Origin of the sequence: Falsihalocynthiibacter sp. S25ZX9 (assembly GCF_041205405.1) — a bacterium.
Lineage (GTDB): Bacteria > Pseudomonadota > Alphaproteobacteria > Rhodobacterales > Rhodobacteraceae > Falsihalocynthiibacter > Falsihalocynthiibacter arcticus.
On record NZ_JBGFCD010000004.1, the window covers coordinates 54,799 to 76,358 of the forward strand.

The following is a 21,560-nucleotide window of genomic DNA, read 5'->3' on the forward strand; positions in this document are numbered from 1 at the left end:
AGGAACACTCATTTCATGCGGACATTCAATTTACGCCTTATTGCAGCCAGCCTTGGCGTGGCGACTCTGCTGGCGATCGGCGGCACCACCGCGCAGGCGCAAGCAGAAAACGGCGATTTCAAGCTCTATATCGGCGGCATCCCTGCAGGGCAGCTGACAATTAGCGCTCAAAACAATGGCAAGGCCTATCAGGTTGCGGGCTACGTGCGCAGCACCGGTCTTATCGGCTCACTTGTTAAGGTCAGCTACAAAGCGCAGGTCAAAGGCGCGGTTAACAACGGCAAACTCAGCCCACAATCCTATGCCGAACAGGCGGACACGGGGCGGCGCGAGCAAAGTTCGCAGTTGAATTACAAGAACGGCGTGCCGCAAGTTCTCAAACTCGATCCACCGCGTACCAAACGGGACTATGATGTGAATCCCGCGGGGCAAAAAGGCACGCTCGATCCGCTCTCCATGATCTATAGCGCTTTGCGGAACGTGGAAGAGAGTGACGCCTGTACCTTGAATCAGAAGATGTTTGACGGGCGACGCCTGAGCGAAATCGTACTCGGTGCTCCAAGCAAGAACGGGAACGAAATTTCCTGTAGTGGGGTTTATCGCAGGCTCGGTGGCTTCTCCCCCGAAGACATGCAAGAACGCACCGACTTCCGCTTCACCTTGACCTATGGGGCCTTAAGCGACGGCCGCTATGGCGTTCAGCGCATCAGTTCTGAGTCCCTTTTTGGCAAGGTCGTCATCAAACGAAAGTAACGACGTGCGCCACGAAAAACTGCCTATTGATGACGCCCTCCCTGCGCTGGTTGCGGCCCTCCGAAGCGAGGGCCGTGTCGTTTTGCAGGCCCCTCCTGGGGCGGGGAAAACGACACGCGTTCCTTTGGTACTTCTGGAAGCTGGCCTCGCGGATTTGAGCGAAGGTGGCGGGCGGATTCTCATGCTCGAACCCCGCCGTTTGGCCACCCGTGCTGCGGCGGAACGGATGGCGCAATCCTTGGGCGAGAAGGTTGGCCAGACGGTTGGCTATCGCATTAAAGGCGAGAGCGTCGTCGGCCCCACCACCCGCATCGAGGTCGTGACCGAAGGCATTCTTACGCGGATGATTCAGTCCGACGCAGAGCTTTCTGGCGTGTCCGTCGTGATCTTTGACGAATTCCACGAACGCAGTTTGAATGCCGATTTGGGCTTGGCGTTAGCTTGGGAAATCCGCGGCGCTTTGCGGCCCGATCTCAAACTTGTGGTCATGTCCGCCACGTTGGATGCCGCCCCCGTCGCCGCTTTACTTAACGACGCACCGATTGTCACCTCGGAGGGGCGGGCCTTTGCCGTCGAGACCTTGCACCTACCCAAACCTCTTGCCAAAACCATCCGTTTTGAACAGGCCTCCGCGGATTTGGTTGCGCAGGCGGCCCAAGAAACCGAGGGTGGCATTCTTGTTTTCCTCCCCGGCGAGGGCGAAATACGGCGCGTCGCAGGGCTACTTGCGGGACGCGTTTCTTCCGACATCACCATCCATACGCTTTTTGGCGCCATGAGTTTCGCCGATCAACGCGCCGCAATTTCCCCCGCAAAATCGGGGCGAAAGATTGTTCTGGCCACCTCCATCGCCGAAACCTCCCTCACCATTCAGGACATCCAGGTCGTGGTTGATTGTGGCCGCGCGCGCCGTGCGCGGTTTGATCCCAATTCTGGCATGTCGCGCCTTGTGACCGAGCCCGTGTCCCGCGCCGAAGCAGAACAACGCCGTGGCCGCGCGGGGCGGGTCTCTGCTGGCACATGCTATCGACTTTGGACCAAGGGCCAAGAGGGCGCCCTGCCCGCCTTTGCGCCCGCCGAAGTCGAAGCCGCAGACCTGACCTCGCTTGTGCTTGAACTTGCCCTTTGGGGGGCCGCCTCACCAGACGAGTTAGCGTTTCTCACACCGCCGAGTGCGGGTGGCTTTGCTGAGGCAAAACGGCTCTTGCTGGAGTTGGGCGCGCTGGACGTAAGCGGCAGAATTACACCGCATGGCCGTAAAATCGCCGCCCTTCCCGTACATCCGCGACTTGGACATATGCTCCTTTTGGGCGGCGCGGCGGGTGCACCACTGGCCGCGCTTATTGCAGGCCGAGATCCCTTAAGGGGTGCCCCGTCAGATGTCAGCCTGCGTCTGAAAGCGATTGAAAGCCCGAAGGAGTTTCAACGCTCGCACCCGTACACGCTACATCGTGCGGCGATCGAAACCTTGCGCAGCGATGCGAAATCGCTTGCGCGGCTGGTTTCACATATCAAACATTCTGGCCCTAAATACACCACTGCCGAACTGGCTGCTTTGGCCTATCCAGACCGTATTGCTTTGCGGCGAAATGGGCCTGCGCCTCGCTTCCTTCTCTCAGGGGGCAAAGGGGCGATTATGGATGAGGTTGATCCGCTAGCAAAACTTGACCTTTTGGTGGCAACGGACTTGGATGGCGCGTTGCATGAAGCCCGTATTCGACAAGCAATCCCCCTGCCCGCGTCAAGCCTTCGCGCCCTTTTCCCAGATCAAATCCGATGGCAAAATACCTGTCGGTGGTCGCGGCGGGACAAAAGGGTTATTGCGCGGCGCGAGGAGCGTTTGGGGGCGTTGGTGCTGACGGATCAGCATTGGAGCGACGCGCCAGAAGGCCAAATTGCCCAATCCGCGCTGGAGGGGATTCGCGAAATCGGCCTACCGCACACTGCGGCCTCGGATCGCCTTCTTGCGCGGATTGCCCTGTTTGAATCGGATGGCTTTCCCCTGACGGAAAGCCAAAGCCTTTTGGACAGCGCCGAGACATGGCTTCTCCCCCATCTACTGGGCCTCAAAACCGAGGGACAACTGCGGAATTTCGATCCATCCGAAGCCCTGCGCCAAATGCTGACGTGGGAGCAAACCCAAACCCTTGACCGCCTCGCGCCCGCGAGTTTTGTGACGCCGCTTGGGAATAAAGTACCGATTGACTACGCGGGAGAGGCGCCCGAAATCGCCGTGCGTTTGCAAGAAATGTTTGGCGTTTCGCAGCATCCAACGGTTGGCCCTACGCGCATCCCTTTGCGAATCACTCTTCTTTCGCCCGCACGCAAACCCTTGCAAACAACGGCGGATCTTCCGGGGTTTTGGGCGACATCCTATGTGGATGTGCGAAAAGATATGCGGGGGCGCTATCCGAAACATCCGTGGCCGGACGACCCGACGCAGGAAAAACCAACCCTGCGCGCCAAGCCTCGGAAGTAGGCAAACGTTGCCTTTTACTTAAAATTAACGTATATTTGGCAAAAATAATAAAAACGAGGCGAGTAGAATGACGAATGCACTCAAGAAAGCTTGGGCAGAATACGTGTCCCCAATATTCAAACGCCCCGCGCGTGTGCAGGTTGCTGCGCTTTGCTATCAGGGCAAGGGAGTGGACAAACGCGTCCTTTTAATTACCAGCCGCGATACGGGCCGCTGGATTTTACCAAAAGGTTGGCCCATTGACGGACTCGATGCGCCCAACGCTGCGATGCAGGAAGCTTGGGAAGAAGCGGGCGTCAAAGGCGAAGTCAACAGCACCCCCATCGGGCAATTTTCGTACGAAAAGTCGATGGATTCCGGTGGAATTTCTTGGTGTGATACGTCCGTATTTGAAATGACCGTGACGGAAATTTGCGATAAATTCCCTGAAGCTGATCAGCGCGAACGCAAATGGGTGACGCCAACGGAAGCGGCGAATATGGTTCAGGAACCAGAACTAAGTGCTATTTTGGCGGCATTGTAACAGTTTCTCGACAAAACTCTTGATCCACTCGGCTGCGACGTTTAGCGCTTCCGCAACGTAGCCGAGGGGTAACACATGTCGGATTCTCCAAAGACCAACCAGTGGCAGACGCTGGACAAAGATCTTAACCGGATCAGCCAGCTTGAGTCAGCGACCGCATATGTGTCGCGGCCATTGGTGGCTCCAGGTATCGCGCTCGCCTTTATTGCGCTGACCATCATTACCGCCGCCATTTTCTTTGACGCCACCTCTTCCAATTTCGTTGTGATCGCCGCGGCAGGTTTTGGCGCGTATATGGCGATCAATATTGGCGCAAATGATGTTGCAAACAACATGGGTCCAGCGGTTGGCGCCAACGCCCTGACTTTGGGATCGGCCATTGTTATTGCTGCATTTTTCGAGAGCGCGGGGGCCTTAATTGCTGGCGGAGATGTTGTTTCAACGATCTCAAAAGGGATTATCGACCCTGCGAGCTTTACGGACACCAAAGTATTCATCTGGGCCATGATGGCCGCCTTGATCAGCTCGGCCCTTTGGGTCAACCTCGCAACCTTCGTCGGCGCACCTGTTTCCACCACCCACTCTGTGGTTGGCGGCGTTATGGGCGCGGGGATCGCGGCGGCTGGCTTTTCTGTAGTGAATTGGCCAACGATGGGAACAATTGCGGCAAGTTGGGTAATTTCTCCGGTTTTGGGCGGCGCAATCGCGGCGGCGTGTTTGGCGTTTATCAAAGCGAAAATCATCTATCAGGACGACAAAATCGCAGCAGCGCGCAAGTGGGTGCCTGTTTTGATGGGCGTCATGGCGGCGGCTTTTTCGGCGTATCTTTCGCTTAAAGGCTTGAAAAAAATCATCGAAATTGACATCGGCATGGCGTTGTTGATTGGCGCGGGTATCGGCGCGGTTGTCTATGTTGTTTCTGCGCCGCTGATCAAACGTCAGTCTGAAGGGCTTGAGAATCGCAACAAATCCCTCAAGGCGCTTTTTGCGGCCCCCCTCGTGATTTCGGCCGCCATGCTATCGTTTGCGCATGGGGCCAATGACGTTGCGAATGCGGTGGGGCCATTGGCGGCCATCGTCCACGCTGCTGAATTTGGCGACTTTTCGTCGAAGGTTGAAATTCCCCTTTGGGTTATGGTGATTGGGGCGCTTGGCATTTCGTTTGGTCTCGTGCTGTTTGGTCCAAAACTCATCCGCATGGTGGGCAGCCAGATCACCAAGCTCAACCCGATGCGCGCCTATTGCGTTGCCCTTTCCGCTGCGGTCACCGTAATTATCGCCAGCTGGTTGGGCCTGCCTGTGAGTTCAACGCATATCGCAATTGGCGGAATTTTCGGCGTTGGATTCTATCGCGAATGGAGTACGGAACGTCGCCTTGCCAAGAGCCGCGAAACGCGTGCACCAGAGAAACGCATCGCGGTTGAGGAGCGGCGTCGGCGCAAATTGGTGCGTCGCAGCCACTTTATGACAATCATCGCGGCATGGGTGATCACCGTGCCCGCAGCCGCGATAATGTCGGCTGGAATCTTCTACTTCCTCAACTTCGTCATTGGCTAAAACAAGAACGCCGAGAGTCTTACTGGACTCTCGGCGTTTCAATTAGTGGTGGCTTAGGCCCGTATTTACTTAGGGTTCATCGCCCATGGCCCGTGATGAGCGCCGGGTTGATCAACCCGTTCAAACCCATGCGCCCCAAAGAAATCGCGTTGCGCTTGCACCAAATCGGTGGTGCCGCGCGCTTGGCGCATCGTGTCGAAATAGGCCAAAGCGGCGGAGAACGCAGGGGTTGGCTGGCCGTTCATCGCGGCGGAGGCAACCACACGGCGCAATGCCGCGGAACCTGCAATCAGGCGTTTGGCGAAGGCGGGGGCAAGGATCAAGCGCCCTTTGGGCATGTCGCCACGGAAGGCGGCCGAAATATCATCAAGCAGAGCCGAACGAATGATACAGCCTGCGCGCCAAATTTCGGCGACCCGCGCCATATCCAAGTCCCATTTATAGGTTTCGGATGCAGCCGTTAGGATGTCAAAGCCCTGTGCATAGGCCAAAATTCGCGCGGCAAGGAGTGCCTCGGCGAGATCTTCTTCGCTCACAGATGCGCCGCCTTCGGGAGTGACTTTCAGGATTTCGGCTCCCGCTTCGCGCACGTCTTTGGCTGCTGACCAACTGCGGGCTCCGACGGCGGCCTCAATCGTGGAGGCAGACTGTCCAAGGCCAAGGGCTTCGATCACCGTCCAACGGCCTGTGCCTTTTTGCCCAGCGCGGTCGAGGATAATGTCGACCATCGCTTTGCCGGTTTCAGCGTCGACGGAACCAAGTGCTTTACCTGTGATTTCAACAAGGTAGCTCTTGAGATCACCCTCGTTCCAGTGGTCGAACAAGGCCCCTGCTTCGGCTGCGGATTTCCCCTGACCGTCGCGCAAAATACCCCAAACTTCGGCGATCAATTGCATGTCGGCATATTCGATACCGTTGTGAACTGTTTTTACGAAGTGACCAGCGCCATCGGGACCAAGATGCGCGGCACAGGGGTCGCCTTGATATTTCGCGGCAATGGCCATGATGATCGGCTCAATCGGGGTGAAGCTTTCGACGGGGCCGCCGACCATGATGGACGGGCCGAAACGCGCGCCCTCTTCACCACCAGAAACGCCCATGCCAATGAAGCGGAGCCCTTCGGCGGCAAGGGCTGCGTCGCGGCGACGGGTGTCGTGGAAGTTGGTGTTGCCAGCGTCAATGATGGTGTCGCCTTGGTCGAGATAGGGCTTCAGGGCCTTAATTTGATCATCAAAAGCTTGCCCTGCGGGCACCATCAAAATGATCGCGCGGGGCGTTTTGAGGGATGCGACGAAGCTTGCGATATCATCGCATCCAACAAGGTTTTTAGCCAAATCTCCGGCGTCGCGCGTAAATTCCGCGACGCGGGAAACTGTGCGGTTCGTCACCGCGATTTTATAGCCATTGTCCGCGATGTTGAGCGCAAGCGCGCTGCCCATTGTGCCAAGTCCAATCAGGCCGATTGCAGCCTTATCCCCATTATCCGACATGTGATGTCCCTTAAATCTGTGGTCGTGTTTGCGTTAACGACCACAAATAGGACTTTAAACGCCAAGACACCAGCGCATCACGGCTTTTTGTGCATGAAGACGGTTTTCGGCCTCATCAAAAATCACCGATTGCGGGCCGTCCATGACCTCGTTTGTCACCTCTTCTTCGCGGTGGGCCGGAAGGCAGTGCATAAACAAAGCGTCGTTTTTTGCGTTTTGCATCAAGCCTTTATTCACCTGATAGGGGTAAAGGAGGTTGTGGCGACGTTGGCGCGCGGATTGGGGATCATGCATGGAAACCCATGTATCGGCGACCACGAGGTCGGCGCCCTCAACGGCTTTTTCAGCATCGCGTTCAATCTCGATTTTGCTGCCTTTTTCCCGCGCGGCGGCGATAAATTCGGCTTCGGGATCAAGTTGTTCGGGCCCCGAGAATGTAAGATCGAATCCAAACTGGCCCGCGGCATGGATGAAGGAGGCGGCGACGTTGTTGCCATCGCCCATCCAAACGACTTTCTTGCCTTTGATCGGGCCGTTGTGCTCTTCAAAGGTTTGGATGTCGGCCATGATTTGGCACGGATGTGTGCGATTTGTCAGGCCGTTGATCACCGGTACAGAGGCGTTTTCGGCAAGCTCCAAAAGGGTGGATTCCTCAAACGTGCGGATCATAATCAGATCGACATAGCGCGAGAGAACACGGGCGGTATCGGCGATGCTTTCGCCGTGGCCGAGCTGCATATCACTGCCAGACAGAACCAGCGTTTGGCCGCCCATTTGGCGCACACCCACGTCAAAAGAAACGCGCGTGCGGGTTGAGGGTTTTTCAAAGATCAGCGCGACCATTTGGCCCGCGAGGGGTTGTTCAGCGTCAAGGGTGCCCTTTGGCAGGCCAGCGCGCGCTTTTTTCATTGTGTGCGCTTGTTCAATCATCGCCCGCAAATCGGCGGGATCAGTTTTGTGGATATCGAGAAAATGGTTCATTTGTAATTCCTTAGCGAGCCGAGGTTGCTTAGAGCAAGGCGTTTTCGATCGTTTTTGCTGTGGCATCCAGGCGCGCGAACGCTTGGGCGATATCTTCGTCGGTGAGGTTTAGCGGGGGCAGCAGGCGGATGACATTATCGGCGGCAGGGACAGTGATAACCTCATTTTGGTAACCAGCTGCAACAACGTCACCAGGGGCGGGCACACATTTGAGGCCGAGCATGAGGCCCATTCCGCGCACCTCGGTGAACACGTCAGGATGGGAGGCGACAAGCCCTTCTAGCCCCTGCCGTAAGAGGCCCGCTTTGCGGTTCACCTCGGCGAGGAATTCGGGCGTGTTGACCTCTTTCATCACGGCATTTCCGACGGCACAGGCCAAAGGATTGCCGCCGTAGGTCGATCCGTGCGTGCCAGCGGTCATCCCGGAGGCGGCATTTTCGGTGGCGAGAACCGCACCAATCGGGAAGCCGCCGCCGATACCTTTGGCAACCATCATAATGTCGGGGGTAATCCCCGCCCATTCATGCGCGAAAAGGCGGCCTGTGCGGCCCATACCGCATTGAACTTCATCAAGAATAAGCAGAATTCCTGCCTCGTCACAGATCGCGCGCAGGGCCTTGAGGTCGGCGTCGGGAAGCACGCGAATGCCGCCTTCGCCTTGGATGGGTTCAATCAGGATTGCTGCCGTTTTGTCGGACAGTGCCTCTTTGACGGCCTCAGTATCGCCGAAAGGTAGATGGACGAATCCAGCCACAAGGGGGCCAAAGCCCTTGGTCATTTTTTCCGATCCCGCCGCAGCAATACCTGCCGCGGAACGCCCGTGGAACGAGCCGTCGAACGTTAGGATTTCGACACGTTCAGGTTCGCTTTTATCAAACCAATATTTCCGCGCCATTTTCACGGCGAGTTCACAGGCTTCGGTACCCGAATTGGTGAAAAACACGGTGTCGGCGAAGCTGGCTTCGACCAAAGCATTCGCCAGCGCGGTTTGTTGGGGGATTTCATAGAGGTTGGAGGTGTGCCACAGGTTTTGCGCCTGCTCGGTCAAGGCCGCAACAAGTGTGGGGTTTGCATGGCCCAAAGCGGCGACAGCGATCCCTGCCCCAAGGTCCAAGAATCGGCGTCCGTCAGCTTCAATCAACCAAGCGCCTTCGCCTTTAACGAAGGTAAGGGGAGCGCGATTGTAGGTCGGAAGAACGGATGAAATCATCGGGTTGGTCCTTGTAAAAGAGACTTTGGTGCCGCATGGGCACAGGCATGTCAAGATTTTGGAGAGGGGTGCGCGATTTTGCGCAGGATCAATAGCGAATGGGCCGCAGCTAAATTAGCGTCGGCGTCGGCTCGAGATATTTGTGCTTATGATCATGCCGTTGCGTATATCGACATCTCTGCCCCTTGGGAAGAATAAATTTCCGTTAAGCTTTAAGGCGGTAGCCTTTGGCGAACCAAACCCAACACAGAGCCATCACTGCCAATGTCGCCGCCGTACACACAACAAGACCAAGCCACGGCGTTTGGGTATGGCCGATCACGCCATAGCGCGCACCATCAATTAGGTAATAGACCGGATTGGCGCGGGTGATGGTTTGAATGAGCGGCGGCAGGGTGTCGATGGTGTAAAATGTGCCCGAAAGAAACGCGAGGGGGGTAACGATAAAATTGGTGATCGCGGCCATTTGATCGAATTTATTGGAATAGATTCCGGCCACAATTCCCACGGCGCCCATCATGGAACTGCCAAGGAAAACAAAGACAAGAGCCCAAATCGGATGCTGAATTTCAATTCCGAGGAAAAGGAGCATGCCAAGTCCAATCGCGACGGCAACCATCATTCCGCGTACTACTGATCCCGCCATATAGCCAAGGAGAAGTTCGAGGGCGGACAGTGGCGGCATGAGGGTGTCGACGATATTCCCCTGCACTTTTGAGACCACAATTGACGAGGAGGTATTGGCAAAAGCATTCTGGATGACGGTCATCATTAGGATACCGGGCGCGAGGAAATGCAGGAACGGCACCCCTGCGATATCGCCACGCGTTGGGCCGATGGCGACGCTGAATATGGCCAAGAAAAGGGCGGCCGTTACGAGGGGGGCGAGAAGCGTTTGTGTCCAGACGACGACAAAGCGGCGGGTTTCGCGGCGGGCAAGCGTTGCCATCCCCAGCCAATTGATGCGACCGAAACGACGTTCTCCGAGGGTATTTTCGTTATGCACTGCCATTTTCCTTCAACTTATCGTAGCGATTCACGTGGATTCCGACTCTGTGCCTTGTATCCCGTGTCAGGGTGTTTAAAATAGAGGGAGAATAGAATTCTTTCAGGCTGCAGGTGCGGGCCATTTTTGGTGCGCGCGTAGCCCTACTTAAGGAACAGATATGTCCTGGACAGATGAGCGCGTAGAGACCCTCAAAAAGATGTGGGGCGAAGGACAATCTGCGAGTCAGATTGCTAAAGAACTTGGTGGCGTGACGCGCAATGCCGTTATCGGCAAAGTGCACCGTTTGGGTCTGTCTAATCGCACGACCACGGCGAAAACCACACCCGAGAAGAAAGCCGCCCCCGCGAAACCTGCGGCACGGACAAAGGCCGCCGAACCGCGCGTTGAGCCTAAAGTTGAGGCCAAGCCGGTGAGCCCCGAGCCGACGCGCCCGATCCCAATTCGCAAGGCCATCATTCCTGCGGGCCAACCCTTGCCGCCGCAACCCTCGGCAAATGAGATCAGCCCTGAAGCCATGGCCTCCGTGCGCGAAGTTGAGAAAACAGCGAAGAAGCTGACCCTCATGCAACTAACCGAGCGGACCTGCAAATGGCCGATTGGTGACCCTGCGACCGAAGAATTTTGGTTCTGTGGTTTGGACACCAAGGCCGGCAAACCCTATTGCGAAGCGCATGTGGGCGTGGCCTTCCAGCCGATGAGCAGCCGCCGCGAGCGTCGCCGCTAGACAGTCGGAACAGTATTTTAAAAGGCGCCCGTTTGTGGCGCCTTTTTTATTTGTGTGATTAGTTTTGCCCTAGGAGTTTCAGCAATTCCTTGGTCGCGGTTTCTTCAAGAGTGCGCCGCGCCGCATCTTCGAGGCTTTCGTCTTTTTTCTGCTTCACGCCAAGTTTTTTAATCGCATTGGCTTTTGCAGCCTTCTCAGCGTCTTTCAGCTTTTTCTCTAGAACCGCTTTTTCCGCGCTCAACTCCTGATTAACGATCGCCTCAAGATCGAGCGAAAAACGAAGGTCGGCCCATGGACCACGTATAAGCAACGGCACGCGAACCCCGCCAGTCCCGTCAGGGGAAACAAGCGCGGTCGGCGTTAGGCGATAGACCAATAATTTCTGGCTTAGATTGGTTTTTCCGCGCCCTTCCGCAATAAGCCCGTTGGCCTTAAATGCGAGGTCGGTCCCCGACATAATCCCATCGGTGATATTAAATGTCGCATCAATACTTTCGAAAACGGTGCGCTGCCCCGTGCCTTGATACCCAAGATCCAAGGTGCGGATCATTTGCTCAACATCGACCCCCTTCAGGACGCCTTTTTGGACATTGATCCCGCCCTGCCCCGAGAGGCTCTTTACAATCGCATCCAAATTATTACCAACCCCAAGGAATTTCACCCGAACATCTGCCGGACTTACAAGGCGATCAAAGTCAACGAGCGCCCCGAGAAGTTGGTCCGTCTGAACGCCCTTCATGGTTAAATCGCCGCCAACCGAAAGCCCCCCACGCCCATTCACCACGAATTCACCCGCGAGATCACCGCCATAAGCTTTGACCTTTTTGAGATCAAAAACCGCCCTGCCTGCGTTCAACTTCATCAGGACTTGGCTAGGTCCAAATTCGACGACACCAAGATCAAGAGACGTCGCCGTCAATGAAATTTCCGCGTCTACCGCAGAGAGGCCTGAGACATCAATTGGAGCCTTCGACCATCCGCCGGAGTTTGCGGTCAGACTTGTCTGGCTTTGCGTGCTCGCCCCTTGAAGCTCAGGGAGGCTCAAGTCTTGGGCGGTAAATATCCCTTTGATGACGGGCCGATCTTTGCCAGCTTTAAAATCAATATCCCCACGCAGAACTTGGGTTCCGATCTTATACTCGCCACCCCGCACATATGTTGCCCCATCCGGAGTGCGAACAAGTTTCCCCTTCATGCTTAGGGCCTTGGGACCCGCGTTGTTCCCCGCATTTATCGCGTTCAAAAGGGGCGATCCTGCGGCAATTGAGGCCACCAAATCTCCGTCCATAACCAGTCCGGACAAACCGAGCTTGCCCGTATAGGAAATTTTGGCGCCCCCTAACGACGCGGTTGTGTCCAAAGTGGCAATATCGCCCAGCAAAAAGCCCATCGGACGATCCAAACCCGCCTGAACGTCCAGACTGGCCCCTTTGTATTGTCCGCTCAAAGACACCCGGATTTCCCCGTCAGATTCGGGGAAACGCGCTTCAAAGTTTACGTCACTGAGAGATTCCCGCAGCCCTGAGGCATCGTCATAAAAATGAATCTCTCCGTCTGTAATGCCTGCGTATTCAACAGTAACGCGCCGCGGTCCGCTTGAGGGCGCTTTCGCCACTTGGGCCGTTGCCGCCGCCGTGGGTTTTCCAGAAAAGTCCCAGTTTTTTCGACCATCTTTTGCCACCGACAACCGAATGTTGGGTTGCAGGATTTTAATGTCTCTAAACTCAAAATTTCCCTGCAGCAGGGGCAATAACTCCACCCCAATCGTCAGGCCCTCGGCCGTGAGCAACGGCGCGTCTTCGGCCCAAGGCGCGTTCGCAACCGCGATGGGGCCCGTCGTTACCGAAAGGCGGGGGAATATTTTGGTCGTCACGTCGCCCGAGAGGGTCACTTCGCGGCCCGTAAATTCCGCAATCTGCCCGGCGGCGATTTCAGCGAGTTTCTTGCCGGGAATCAGGGCAATCGCGAAGACACCCAGCACAGCCAAAGTCGCAACAATCATGAAGGCTCTAAAAATCCACCGCATCGTTCACCTCACTTTTTTCTATTCCCTTTAATCTAGGGGGGATGGATGCATGAAACAATGGGCGCATCCTCCACTGCGCAACACAACAACGCGATATTGCTCCGTCGCGAACTCGGGTGTATAGCGCAGGGATGAGCCAGAATCCTCCAGAACTCCGCCCCGATCTCGCGCCCCGCGCGATCATCACCGATCCTATCCGCGCCGATCAGCCCAAAATTGGGATGGTCAGCCTTGGTTGCCCCAAGGCCCTTGTCGATAGTGAGCGGATTCTGACGCGTTTACGCGCCGAAGGATACGCGATTTCGCCAGATTATGCGGGTGCGGAAGCCGTGATTGTGAACACCTGCGGCTTCCTTGATAGCGCGAAAGCCGAGAGCCTTGAGGCCATCGGTGAAGCCCTTAAAGAAAACGGAAAAGTAATTGTTACCGGATGCTTGGGCGCGAACCCCGAGTATATCACGGGGGCGCATCCCAGCGTTTTGGCTGTGACAGGCCCGCATCAATATGAGCAGGTTTTGGACGCGGTGCACAGCGCTGTTCCGCCGAATCCAAATCCGTTCATCGATCTTTTGCCCGCCCGTGGGGTTTCACTGACGCCGCGTCATTTCAGCTATCTCAAAGTTTCTGAAGGGTGCAATCACAAGTGCAAATTCTGCATTATCCCTGACATGCGCGGCAAGTTGATGAGCCGCCCAGCCCATGCGATTCTTCGCGAGGCTGAAAAGCTGGTGGAAGCGGGTGTTCGCGAACTTTTGGTGATTTCGCAAGATACCAGTGCATATGGTCTGGACAGAAAATACGATTTAAATCCGTGGAAAGACCGCGAAGTACGTAGCCACATCACCGATTTGGCGCGGGAACTTGGCGATATGGATGCGTGGATTCGCCTCCATTATGTGTACCCGTATCCCCATGTGCGCGATCTTATTCCACTGATGGCGGATGGGCTTATTCTGCCCTATCTCGACATTCCGTTCCAACATTCGCACCCCGATGTCCTGCGCCGCATGGCGCGTCCGGCAGCGGGAGCAAAAACCTTGGACGAGATCAATGCGTGGCGCGAAATTTGTCCTGACATGACTTTGCGCAGCACGTTTATTGTTGGTTTCCCTGGCGAAACGGAAGCGGAATTTGAGCATTTGTTAGAGTGGCTGGATGAGGCCCAACTCGACCGCGTTGGATGCTTTAAATACGAAGACGTTGCGGGTGCGCGCAGTAATGCCCTGCCCGATCACGTGTCGCCAGAAGTGAAAGAAGAACGCTGGCATCGGTTTATGGAAAGATCACAGGCCATTTCAGCCGCAAAGCTGGAGAAAAAAGTTGGATTTGTGCAAGAAGTCATCGTGGACGAAGTCGACGATGAAGCCGCGACATGTCGCACAAAGGCCGATGCTCCGGAAATTGACGGCAACCTGTTCATCGACGAAGGGTTTGAAAATCTGAAGCCGGGCGACATTGTCAAAGTCATGGTCGACGAAGCCAGCGAATATGATCTGTGGGGGACGCTGGTTTAAAACTAGCGCCTTTCTTGGAAGAAACTCTTGAGTAACTCTTCGGAATCACGCGCGCCAATTCCATCATATACTTCGGGTACGTGGTGCGCTTGGGAATGCGCGAATATACGTGGCCCGCGCTCGACCCCACCGGATTTGGGGTCACTCGCGCCGTAATATAAGCGCCGAATCCGTGCCGCTGAAATCGCCGCCGCGCACATTGGACAGGGCTCAAGGGTGACATAGAGGTCGCAAGCAGACAGCCGCTCAGACTTTAACAAGCGACACGCTTCGCGCAGAACGAGGATTTCCGCATGCGCGGTGGGATCACAATCCGCACGCGTCTGATTCCCTGCGACGGCCAAAACCTTCCCGTCGGGGCCAACCAACGCGGCGCCGACCGGTACCTCGCCACGAATGGCGGCCGATTTGGCTTCCAAAAGGGCCAGATTCATATAGCTTTGAAACGGTTGCATGCTGCTTTGTGCCTGTTTCGTCGCCACGTGCCAAGCGGCTTTCTATTTCCCAAATGGTGAGGTAAAGCGGGTCATGGAAAATTCTAGTGAAAAAACCGGCGAACGCATCGCCAAGATTATGGCTCGCGCAGGCGTCGCATCGCGCCGCGAAGTGGAGCGCATGATTGAAGCAGGCCGTGTCTCGGTGAACGGCAAGATTATTGAAAGCCCCGCGTTGAACGTAACGGGGGCGGACAAAATTTGCGTTGATGATCAGCCAATTTCCGAACCTGAACACGCCCGCCTCTGGCTCTATTACAAGCCGCTGGGCCTTGTGACATCCAATAGCGATGAAAAAGACCGTGAAACAGTTTTTGATACGTTGCCGGTCGAACTTGGCCGCGTTTTGAGTGTTGGTCGCCTCGATATCAACTCTGAAGGATTGCTCCTTCTGACCAACGACGGCGGGATCAAACGTAAGCTCGAGCTCCCTTCAACGGGCTGGCTGCGCCGCTATCGTGTGCGGGTAAACGGACGCCCAACGGAAGAGTCTTTGGCCCCCCTGCGCGCCGGAATCGTTGTTGATGGCGAAAAATTTCAGCCGATGAACGTTAGTTTTGACCGCCAACAAGGGGCCAATGCGTGGCTTACTGTATCGATTCGCGAAGGTAAAAACCGTGAAATTCGCCGTGCGATGGCCGCAGTTGACCTGACAGTAAACCGATTGTTGCGCGTGTCTTATGGGCCGTTTCGACTGGGCGAACTTAAGCCAGGCGATATCGAAGAAGTAAAAACACGCGTTCTTCGCGATCAACTTGGCCAAGAGCCTTTGGCCGATGAAGATGAAAAACCTCGTATCGTGCGCCAGCGCAAACCCGTCGGGAAAATGCCGCGTCACGGAACCGAGCTTGATGCTCCTGCCAGCAAAGGTCCACGGGGCGGCGGCAAACGCACGGGTAAACCTGCGGAGAAACGGTCCTTCCCCGATCGAAGCGGTGGAAAATCCGCGCCTTCCCGTCCGAGTGGTAAACCGCACGGAAAACCGCGTGGCAGGTAAGCCCTAAAGGGCCTGTATCCACCCATTTTTTGTGGAGCCATTCCCTTTAACGACCTCAATTCTCTGGCGAAGGCTCGCCGGAGATCACACTTATATTGAAAATACACTTTCAACTTTGGGGCCTTTTGCTATCATGAAGCCCTAAAGTGCTTTATAAAAAATAAATGTTTCCACACATCTCATCGAGGGACCCTATGGCAGAGACCGGACTTAAAAAGCTCTCATTTGTCATGCTTATCGCACTCGTCCTCTACGTGACTTTTTCGGGGGTGGTATAATGGCGCAGCGGTATGGTGGGCAATTTAGCCCCCAAGGTTCGTCTTCCCAGACGGATGCGCCCAATCCGTTCCGTGGTAAGAAGCCCGCTCCCGCACGAGCACGGATTAACCTTTTGTTTGCCGCGCCTATTCCCCTTGCCATACTGGCGTTTTTCCGGTCGCCAGCAGAAATGGCGGCGTCCCTTCTCGCTGTCGCGCTACTTCTTGGGGCCGCTTGGTTGACCCGCGAGGGTGTCGCTGCGCAAGTAGCCTATGAAGCCAGAAGTGTTGCCCGCCGCCCCGCCTTTCCCCGAAAGTTATTTGCGGCAATCTTAATGGGCGTAGGCCTGTCCGTCGCCGGATTCGCAAGCGCAAGCGCCTTGTCGGCTGTGATAATATTTGGGGTCCTTGGCTCTATTCTGCATTTATCGTCTTTTGGATTAGACCCAATGAAGGACAAAGGCGCGGATGGGGTCGACCTGTTTCAGCAAGACCGCGTTGCACGTGTTGTCCAAGAAGGTGAAAGCTATTTGACGAGCATGGATGCCGCCATCAAGCGTACAGAGGACCGCCGATTGATCGCTCAAGTCCAAGACTTTGCGGACGTTGCCCGCCAATTGTTTAGAACCGTGGAAGAAGACCCGCGTGATTTAACGTCGGCGCGAAAATTCATGGGCGTTTATCTAAAGGCTGCACGCGACGCGACCATCAAATTTGCCGACATCTACAACCGCAATCAAAACCAAACAGCCCGCGAGGACTATGAGGGGTTGCTAGAATATTTAGGCGACAATTTTGCTGCACGCATTTCAAAACTGCTCGAGGACAATACCGTCGACCTAGATATTGAAATTGAGGTTCTTCGTGAGCGCCTTGCTCGCGAAAATTTGTAACGAGGAAATTTTATGACCGAAACTATTCGCAAAGAAGCCGAAAAAGCCAAGCCATTGGTTGATGAAGTTGTGGCCATTGAATTGCCAGAGCCCAAGACCGATCTGGTGCCGCTCAAGGCCGCCCCCGCCCCCATTGCCGCTGAAATCCAACGCCGCATGGACGAGTTGGATATGAGTGATACGGGATCGATCGTGAATTTCGGGTCCTCAGCCCAAGCCGAACTTCAGGTCATCAGCCAAGCCATGTTGGCGGATGTTAAAAATAAGGACGTGGGTCCTGCAGGCGACAGTTTGAGTGGAATCGTCTCGGCAATTCGTGGCTTTAGCGTTTCCGAACTGGATGTCCGCCGCAAGCGAAGCTGGTGGGAAAGAATCACGGGCCAAGCCGCACCTTTTGCCCAATTCCTTGCACAGTTTGAAGACGTACAGGGCCAGATCGATAAAATCACCGACGACCTATTGGCACATGAACACACGCTCCTCAAAGACATCAAATCTCTGGATCAGCTTTATGGAAAAACCTTAAATTTCTATGATGAGCTTGGGTTGTATATCACTGCTGGGGCGGAAAAGCTGGAGGTGTTGGACGGTACCGATATTCCCAAGAAAGAGGGTGAAGTAACCGCCGCGGACCCCGAACACGCCGTTATGGTTGCGCAAGAACTGCGCGATTTACGATCTGCGCGTGACGACCTTGAGCGCCGCGTGCATGACCTCAAGCTCACGCGTCAAGTTACGATGCAAAGCCTTCCGTCCATTCGGCTTGTGCAAGAAAACGACAAATCTTTGGTCACGAAAATCAACTCGACATTGGTGAACACAGTTCCCCTTTGGGAAACGCAACTGGCGCAAGCCGTTACGATTCAACGCAGCAGCGAAGCCGCGCATGCAGTGCGTGACGCCAATGATTTAACCAATGAATTACTCACCTCCAATGCAACCAATTTGCGTCAAGCGAACACGGTCGTCCGCAAGGAAATGGAGCGCGGTGTGTTTGATATTGAAGCAGTTAAGATCGCCAACCAAGAGCTTATTGGTACGATTAACGATAGCCTCGCGCTTGCGGACGAAGGGAAACGGCGCCGTGCGGAGGCCGAAGTTGAACTTATCAAAATGGAAAAAGACCTCAAGGAAACTTTGGCAGCCGCGAAATCACGTGACGACGGTACGGGGCATCAGATTGGGGCGGCTGTCGGAAGCGAATGAGGCTCACTGCTCCGATAAAACTGGCAATGTTCGTCATCGGCCTCTCGCTCCTTTTGGGGTGCGAGGCAGACGTGGTATCAAGCAAGCCACCGGAGCCTAAACCGGTCGCGCCACCCAAAGGGCGGTCAGAGTTAAGTCAATTCTACCTGAATAGCTTTAGCCGGCTGCAAGAAGATTTTCTTGTGAAGGGGCTTTTGCGGACAGATGGCGGCGGTGTGGATGTGGCGTTTACTGCCAACGATCTGGCCGAGAACTTCATGAAAATCGCTTTTTTTGCGGAGTTTTCCATGGTCAACGGACGGCTCGTGGCACAGGAAGTCGCTTTCCCGATGCGTCGCTGGCAAAATCCCGTGGTCATAAACGTTATTCTTGGTGAAACCCTAACGCCGTCCCAACAACGCGCGGATCAAGCGGAAGTTAAGCGTTTTGCAAGTCGTTTGGAACGCGTTACCGGCCATCCGATTCAAATGGGATCACGGCAATCGGCCAACTTATTTGTGCTGATCTTAAACGAAGATGAACGCCTTGCTGCGGGCCCATTATTGCGGGAAATTATCCCAGAAATTTCGAACTTCGATATACAAGCCCTCACTCAAATTACGAAAAATGACCTGTGTATCGCGCAATCCTACAGTGAGGGGCATGCCTCCAAATACATCGGGCGCGCGCTTGTGATCATTCGGGACGAACATCCCGACCTCCTGCGCAAATCCTGTATTCACGAGGAAATCGCACAAAGCCTCGGCCTTTCAAATGACAGTGACGCTGCGCGCCCCTCCATTTTCAACGACGACGAAGAATTTGGACTTTTAACCACGCATGATGAATACCTTTTGCGCATTCTCTATGATCCGCGCCTTACCCCCGGAATGGATGCGCAAACAGCCCGCCCGATTGTCGATCAAATTGCCCGCGAGCTGATGGCCCCCGAAACACCTGAAAAGATTGGAAGAATATAATGGGAATTTTTGATTTTTTAACGGGTGAGTTTATTGACGTCATTCAATGGACGGATGACACGCGTGACACAATGGTTTGGCGTTTTGAACGGGAAGGTCACGAGATAAAATACGGGGCAAAGCTGACGGTGCGTGAAGGTCAATCGGCGGTTTTCATCCACGAAGGCCAAATGGCGGATGTGTTCACCCCCGGGCTTTATATGTTGGAAACCAACAACATGCCCGTGATGACAACGCTTCAACACTGGGATCACGGATTCGAAAGTCCGTTCAAGTCCGAAATCTATTTCGTAAATACAACGCGCTTTAACGACCTTAAATGGGGCACCAAAAACCCGATTATGTGTCGGGACCCCGAATTTGGCCCTATTCGCCTGCGTGCCTATGGAACCTATTCAATTCGCGTGACAGATCCCGGGGTATTCCTGCGTGAAATCGTTGGGACGGACGGCGAATTTACGATGGATGAAATTAGCTTCCAAATTCGCAATATCATTGTTCAGGAATTTAGTCGCTCCATCGCGGGCTCTGGCATTCCTGTCCTCGATATGGCCGCAAACACTGGCGACCTGAGTAAGCTTGTTGCCGCCCAAATCAGCGCAACGCTGGCGGAATACGGCCTCTCGATCCCCGAACTTTACATTGAGAACATCAGCCTCCCGCCCGCCGTCGAAGCTGTTTTGGATAAACGCACCTCTGTTGGACTCGCGGGCGACTTGGGGAAATACACGCAATTTTCCGCCGCTGAGGCCATGACCTCGGCGGCCCAAAACCCCGCAGGCGGCGGTATGGCCGCAGGGCTTGGTGCGGGCATGGGCATGGCGATGGCGAGCCAATTTGCCGGACCATGGGGCGCGCATCCTGTGCAGACAGCGGCGCCCGCGACTCCCCCGCCCGCGCCGGTTGAACACGTGTGGCATACAGCAAACAATGGCGAGACATCCGGCCCGTTTTCGCGGGCAACAATGGGACGCATGGCACAGGACGGGCAACTCACGCGCGAGACATTTGTTTGGACTGCGGGGCAAGACGGGTGGAAAAAGGCTTCTGAAATTGGGGCGCTCGCCACTTTGTTCACCATAATGCCCCCTCCCCCTCCTGGTGCTGAATAGTCAGAGAATCGGAGCGTTTCGCGTTATGAATACCATTGAGAATACGCCTCAAGAGGAGCACCTATTTCCGTGCGAAAACTGTGGGGCAGACCTGAGATTTTCCCCCAAAACAGGTGTGCTCACATGCAATCAATGCGGCTTCCGAGAAGGCCGAGTGGAGCCCAAAACGACCATTCCTGAATTGGATTTCAAATCTGCTTTGGCAGATGCGCTGCCATCCGCCGAAATCGAAGAGAACCGCGTCACAAGTTGCCCCAATTGCGGGGCGCAGGTGGGGTTTGACGGAGAAAACCACGCATCCGAGTGCCCTTTTTGCGCCACTCCGGTTGTTGTTGATACTGGTTCTCACCGTCAGATTAAGCCAAGTGCTGTCCTCCCGTTTCAACTCGACGAAACAACCGCCCACGATGCGATGTCTACATGGCTTGGACGGCTGTGGTTCGCTCCGAATGGACTAAAAGCATATGCAAGAAAAGGGCGAAGAATGCAGGGGATATACGTTCCCTACTGGACATTTGATGCAGATACTAAGTCGCGGTATCGGGGGCAACGCGGTACGGAGTATCAGACAACATCAACTCATTTTGAAAATGGAAAAAAAGTTCAACGCAACGTAACCAAGGTTCGATGGACCCCAGTATCAGGCCGCGTTTCGCGCCTTTTTGATGATGTTTTGGTGCTCGCCAGTAAAGCTTTGCCGACCCGTTATACACAGGCGTTGGAGCCATGGGATCTAAGCGGATTGGAACCGTTTCAAGCGTTTTACCTTGCGGGTTTCAAGGCAGAAGGTTACTCAATCGACTTGGAAAATGGATTCTCGTTTGCGCGAGAGAAAATGGATCGCCAGATTTTACGCGATGTGAAGTTTGATATCGGCGGGGATCGCCAACAGGTTGGCGCAATCGAAACCTCCGTTAGCGACGTAACTTTTAAACACATTCTTCTACCGGTTTGGCTCGCAGCCTATAAGTATCAAGGCAAAACATACCGTTTTGTTGTAAATGGTCAAACTGGCCGCGTAGAAGGCGAGAGGCCATATTCGGCATGGAAAATCGGATTTTCAGTCCTTTTGGCCTTGGGGCTCGCCGCCGTTTTTGGGTATTTTTACGCGCAGTCGACCTAACGCATTTCTAACCTTAGACACAGATTTTAAGTCGAGGTGTTTTCCCAAAGGGTAATTGTGACTGAGCAAGCCTTAAGGGACGATTTTCAATCAACTTTTTTGGTGGGGCGTAACCCTACTCAAATTCATATTGTTCAGAAGGTTGATTTCACGGTCTATTTCCACGCCCAGAGACCTGTGCTCTTTTCGACGGCATCGTTGAGTAGCCCAGCTTACTACATCGTTTCACTCGCCAGATTTCATTTGTGCCGCC

General features: G+C 54.8%; 18 protein-coding genes. 12 read left to right on the forward strand and 6 right to left on the reverse strand.

What is annotated here, in order from left to right:
* Positions 1–15: 15 nt before the first annotated feature.
* The 4 genes from AB9F29_RS06130 to AB9F29_RS06145 all read left to right on the forward strand — a co-directional run bounded on the left by AB9F29_RS06130 (position 16) and on the right by AB9F29_RS06145 (position 5,312).
* Entirely contained in the window at positions 16–753 is a 738-nt protein-coding gene (locus AB9F29_RS06130) for a DUF3108 domain-containing protein (protein ID WP_369754976.1), read from the forward strand.
* Positions 692–3,232 carry an ATP-dependent helicase HrpB gene (gene hrpB / locus AB9F29_RS06135; protein ID WP_369754977.1) on the forward strand — a complete coding sequence of 847 codons (2,541 nt, stop codon included), beginning with the start codon at positions 692–694 and terminating at the stop codon, positions 3,230–3,232. The genes AB9F29_RS06130 and hrpB overlap by 62 nt, the downstream gene beginning before the upstream one ends.
* Before the next feature lie 67 nt (positions 3,233–3,299).
* The gene (locus AB9F29_RS06140; protein WP_335584978.1) at positions 3,300–3,755 is read left to right on the forward strand and encodes an NUDIX hydrolase; all 456 of its coding nucleotides are present in this window, start codon (positions 3,300–3,302) and stop codon (positions 3,753–3,755) included.
* 75 nt (positions 3,756–3,830) lie between these two features.
* A complete protein-coding gene (locus tag AB9F29_RS06145) occupies positions 3,831–5,312 on the forward strand; it encodes an inorganic phosphate transporter (protein WP_039002724.1) in 1,482 nt (493 codons plus the stop codon).
* 65 nt (positions 5,313–5,377) lie between these two features.
* On the opposite strand, the gene gndA is transcribed toward AB9F29_RS06145, so the two are convergent.
* The 4 genes from gndA to AB9F29_RS06165 form a co-directional block, all read right to left on the reverse strand.
* Complete coding sequence (gene gndA / locus AB9F29_RS06150; RefSeq protein ID WP_369754978.1) at positions 5,378–6,802, reverse strand: NADP-dependent phosphogluconate dehydrogenase; 1,425 nt, start codon at positions 6,800–6,802, stop codon at positions 5,378–5,380.
* A 54-nt stretch (positions 6,803–6,856) separates the two neighbouring features.
* Positions 6,857–7,783, reverse strand: a complete 927-nt coding sequence (gene argF, locus AB9F29_RS06155) for an ornithine carbamoyltransferase (protein ID WP_369754979.1) — start codon at positions 7,781–7,783, stop codon at positions 6,857–6,859.
* A 28-nt stretch (positions 7,784–7,811) separates the two neighbouring features.
* Positions 7,812–8,993, reverse strand: coding sequence for an aspartate aminotransferase family protein (locus tag AB9F29_RS06160; protein WP_369754980.1), 1,182 nt, complete (start codon positions 8,991–8,993; stop codon positions 7,812–7,814).
* Between the two features lie 205 nt (positions 8,994–9,198).
* Positions 9,199–9,942 carry an ABC transporter permease gene (locus AB9F29_RS06165; RefSeq protein ID WP_369755091.1) on the reverse strand — a complete coding sequence of 248 codons (744 nt, stop codon included), beginning with the start codon at positions 9,940–9,942 and terminating at the stop codon, positions 9,199–9,201.
* A 217-nt stretch (positions 9,943–10,159) separates the two neighbouring features.
* Here AB9F29_RS06165 and AB9F29_RS06170 point away from each other — a divergent pair, with 217 nt between their 5' ends.
* The gene (locus AB9F29_RS06170; RefSeq protein WP_039002729.1) at positions 10,160–10,726 is read left to right on the forward strand and encodes a GcrA family cell cycle regulator; all 567 of its coding nucleotides are present in this window, start codon (positions 10,160–10,162) and stop codon (positions 10,724–10,726) included.
* 58 nt (positions 10,727–10,784) lie between these two features.
* Here AB9F29_RS06170 and AB9F29_RS06175 read toward each other — a convergent pair whose 3' ends face one another.
* Positions 10,785–12,752, reverse strand: a complete 1,968-nt coding sequence (locus AB9F29_RS06175; RefSeq protein WP_369754981.1) for an AsmA family protein — start codon at positions 12,750–12,752, stop codon at positions 10,785–10,787.
* A gap of 131 nt (positions 12,753–12,883) precedes the next feature.
* On the opposite strand from AB9F29_RS06175, the gene rimO reads away from it, so the two are divergent.
* Positions 12,884–14,266 (forward strand): 30S ribosomal protein S12 methylthiotransferase RimO, encoded by a 1,383-nt coding sequence (gene rimO, locus AB9F29_RS06180; RefSeq protein WP_369754982.1) that lies wholly within the window; start codon positions 12,884–12,886, stop codon positions 14,264–14,266.
* A 2-nt stretch (positions 14,267–14,268) separates the two neighbouring features.
* Here the strand turns inward: rimO and AB9F29_RS06185 are convergent, their stop codons facing one another.
* A complete protein-coding gene (locus tag AB9F29_RS06185; protein WP_335584986.1) occupies positions 14,269–14,721 on the reverse strand; it encodes a nucleoside deaminase in 453 nt (150 codons plus the stop codon).
* Between the two features lie 73 nt (positions 14,722–14,794).
* Between AB9F29_RS06185 and AB9F29_RS06190 the strand changes: the two genes are divergently transcribed.
* From AB9F29_RS06190 to AB9F29_RS06215, 6 genes are all read left to right on the forward strand, one after another.
* Complete coding sequence (locus tag AB9F29_RS06190) at positions 14,795–15,757, forward strand: pseudouridine synthase (protein WP_369754983.1); 963 nt, start codon at positions 14,795–14,797, stop codon at positions 15,755–15,757.
* Positions 15,758–16,034: 277 nt separating this feature from the next.
* Complete coding sequence (locus AB9F29_RS06195) at positions 16,035–16,907, forward strand: 5-bromo-4-chloroindolyl phosphate hydrolysis family protein (protein ID WP_369754984.1); 873 nt, start codon at positions 16,035–16,037, stop codon at positions 16,905–16,907.
* Positions 16,908–16,919: 12 nt separating this feature from the next.
* Entirely contained in the window at positions 16,920–18,113 is a 1,194-nt protein-coding gene (locus AB9F29_RS06200; protein WP_039002734.1) for a toxic anion resistance protein, read from the forward strand.
* A complete protein-coding gene (locus tag AB9F29_RS06205; RefSeq protein WP_369754985.1) occupies positions 18,110–19,072 on the forward strand; it encodes a DUF2927 domain-containing protein in 963 nt (320 codons plus the stop codon). The genes AB9F29_RS06200 and AB9F29_RS06205 overlap by 4 nt, the downstream gene beginning before the upstream one ends.
* Positions 19,072–20,184 carry an SPFH domain-containing protein gene (locus AB9F29_RS06210; RefSeq protein ID WP_369754986.1) on the forward strand — a complete coding sequence of 371 codons (1,113 nt, stop codon included), beginning with the start codon at positions 19,072–19,074 and terminating at the stop codon, positions 20,182–20,184. Before AB9F29_RS06205 ends, AB9F29_RS06210 begins: the two co-directional genes overlap by 1 nt.
* A 25-nt stretch (positions 20,185–20,209) precedes the next feature.
* Positions 20,210–21,307 carry a primosomal protein N' (replication factor Y) - superfamily II helicase gene (locus AB9F29_RS06215; RefSeq protein ID WP_369754987.1) on the forward strand — a complete coding sequence of 366 codons (1,098 nt, stop codon included), beginning with the start codon at positions 20,210–20,212 and terminating at the stop codon, positions 21,305–21,307.
* Positions 21,308–21,560 lie beyond the last annotated feature (253 nt).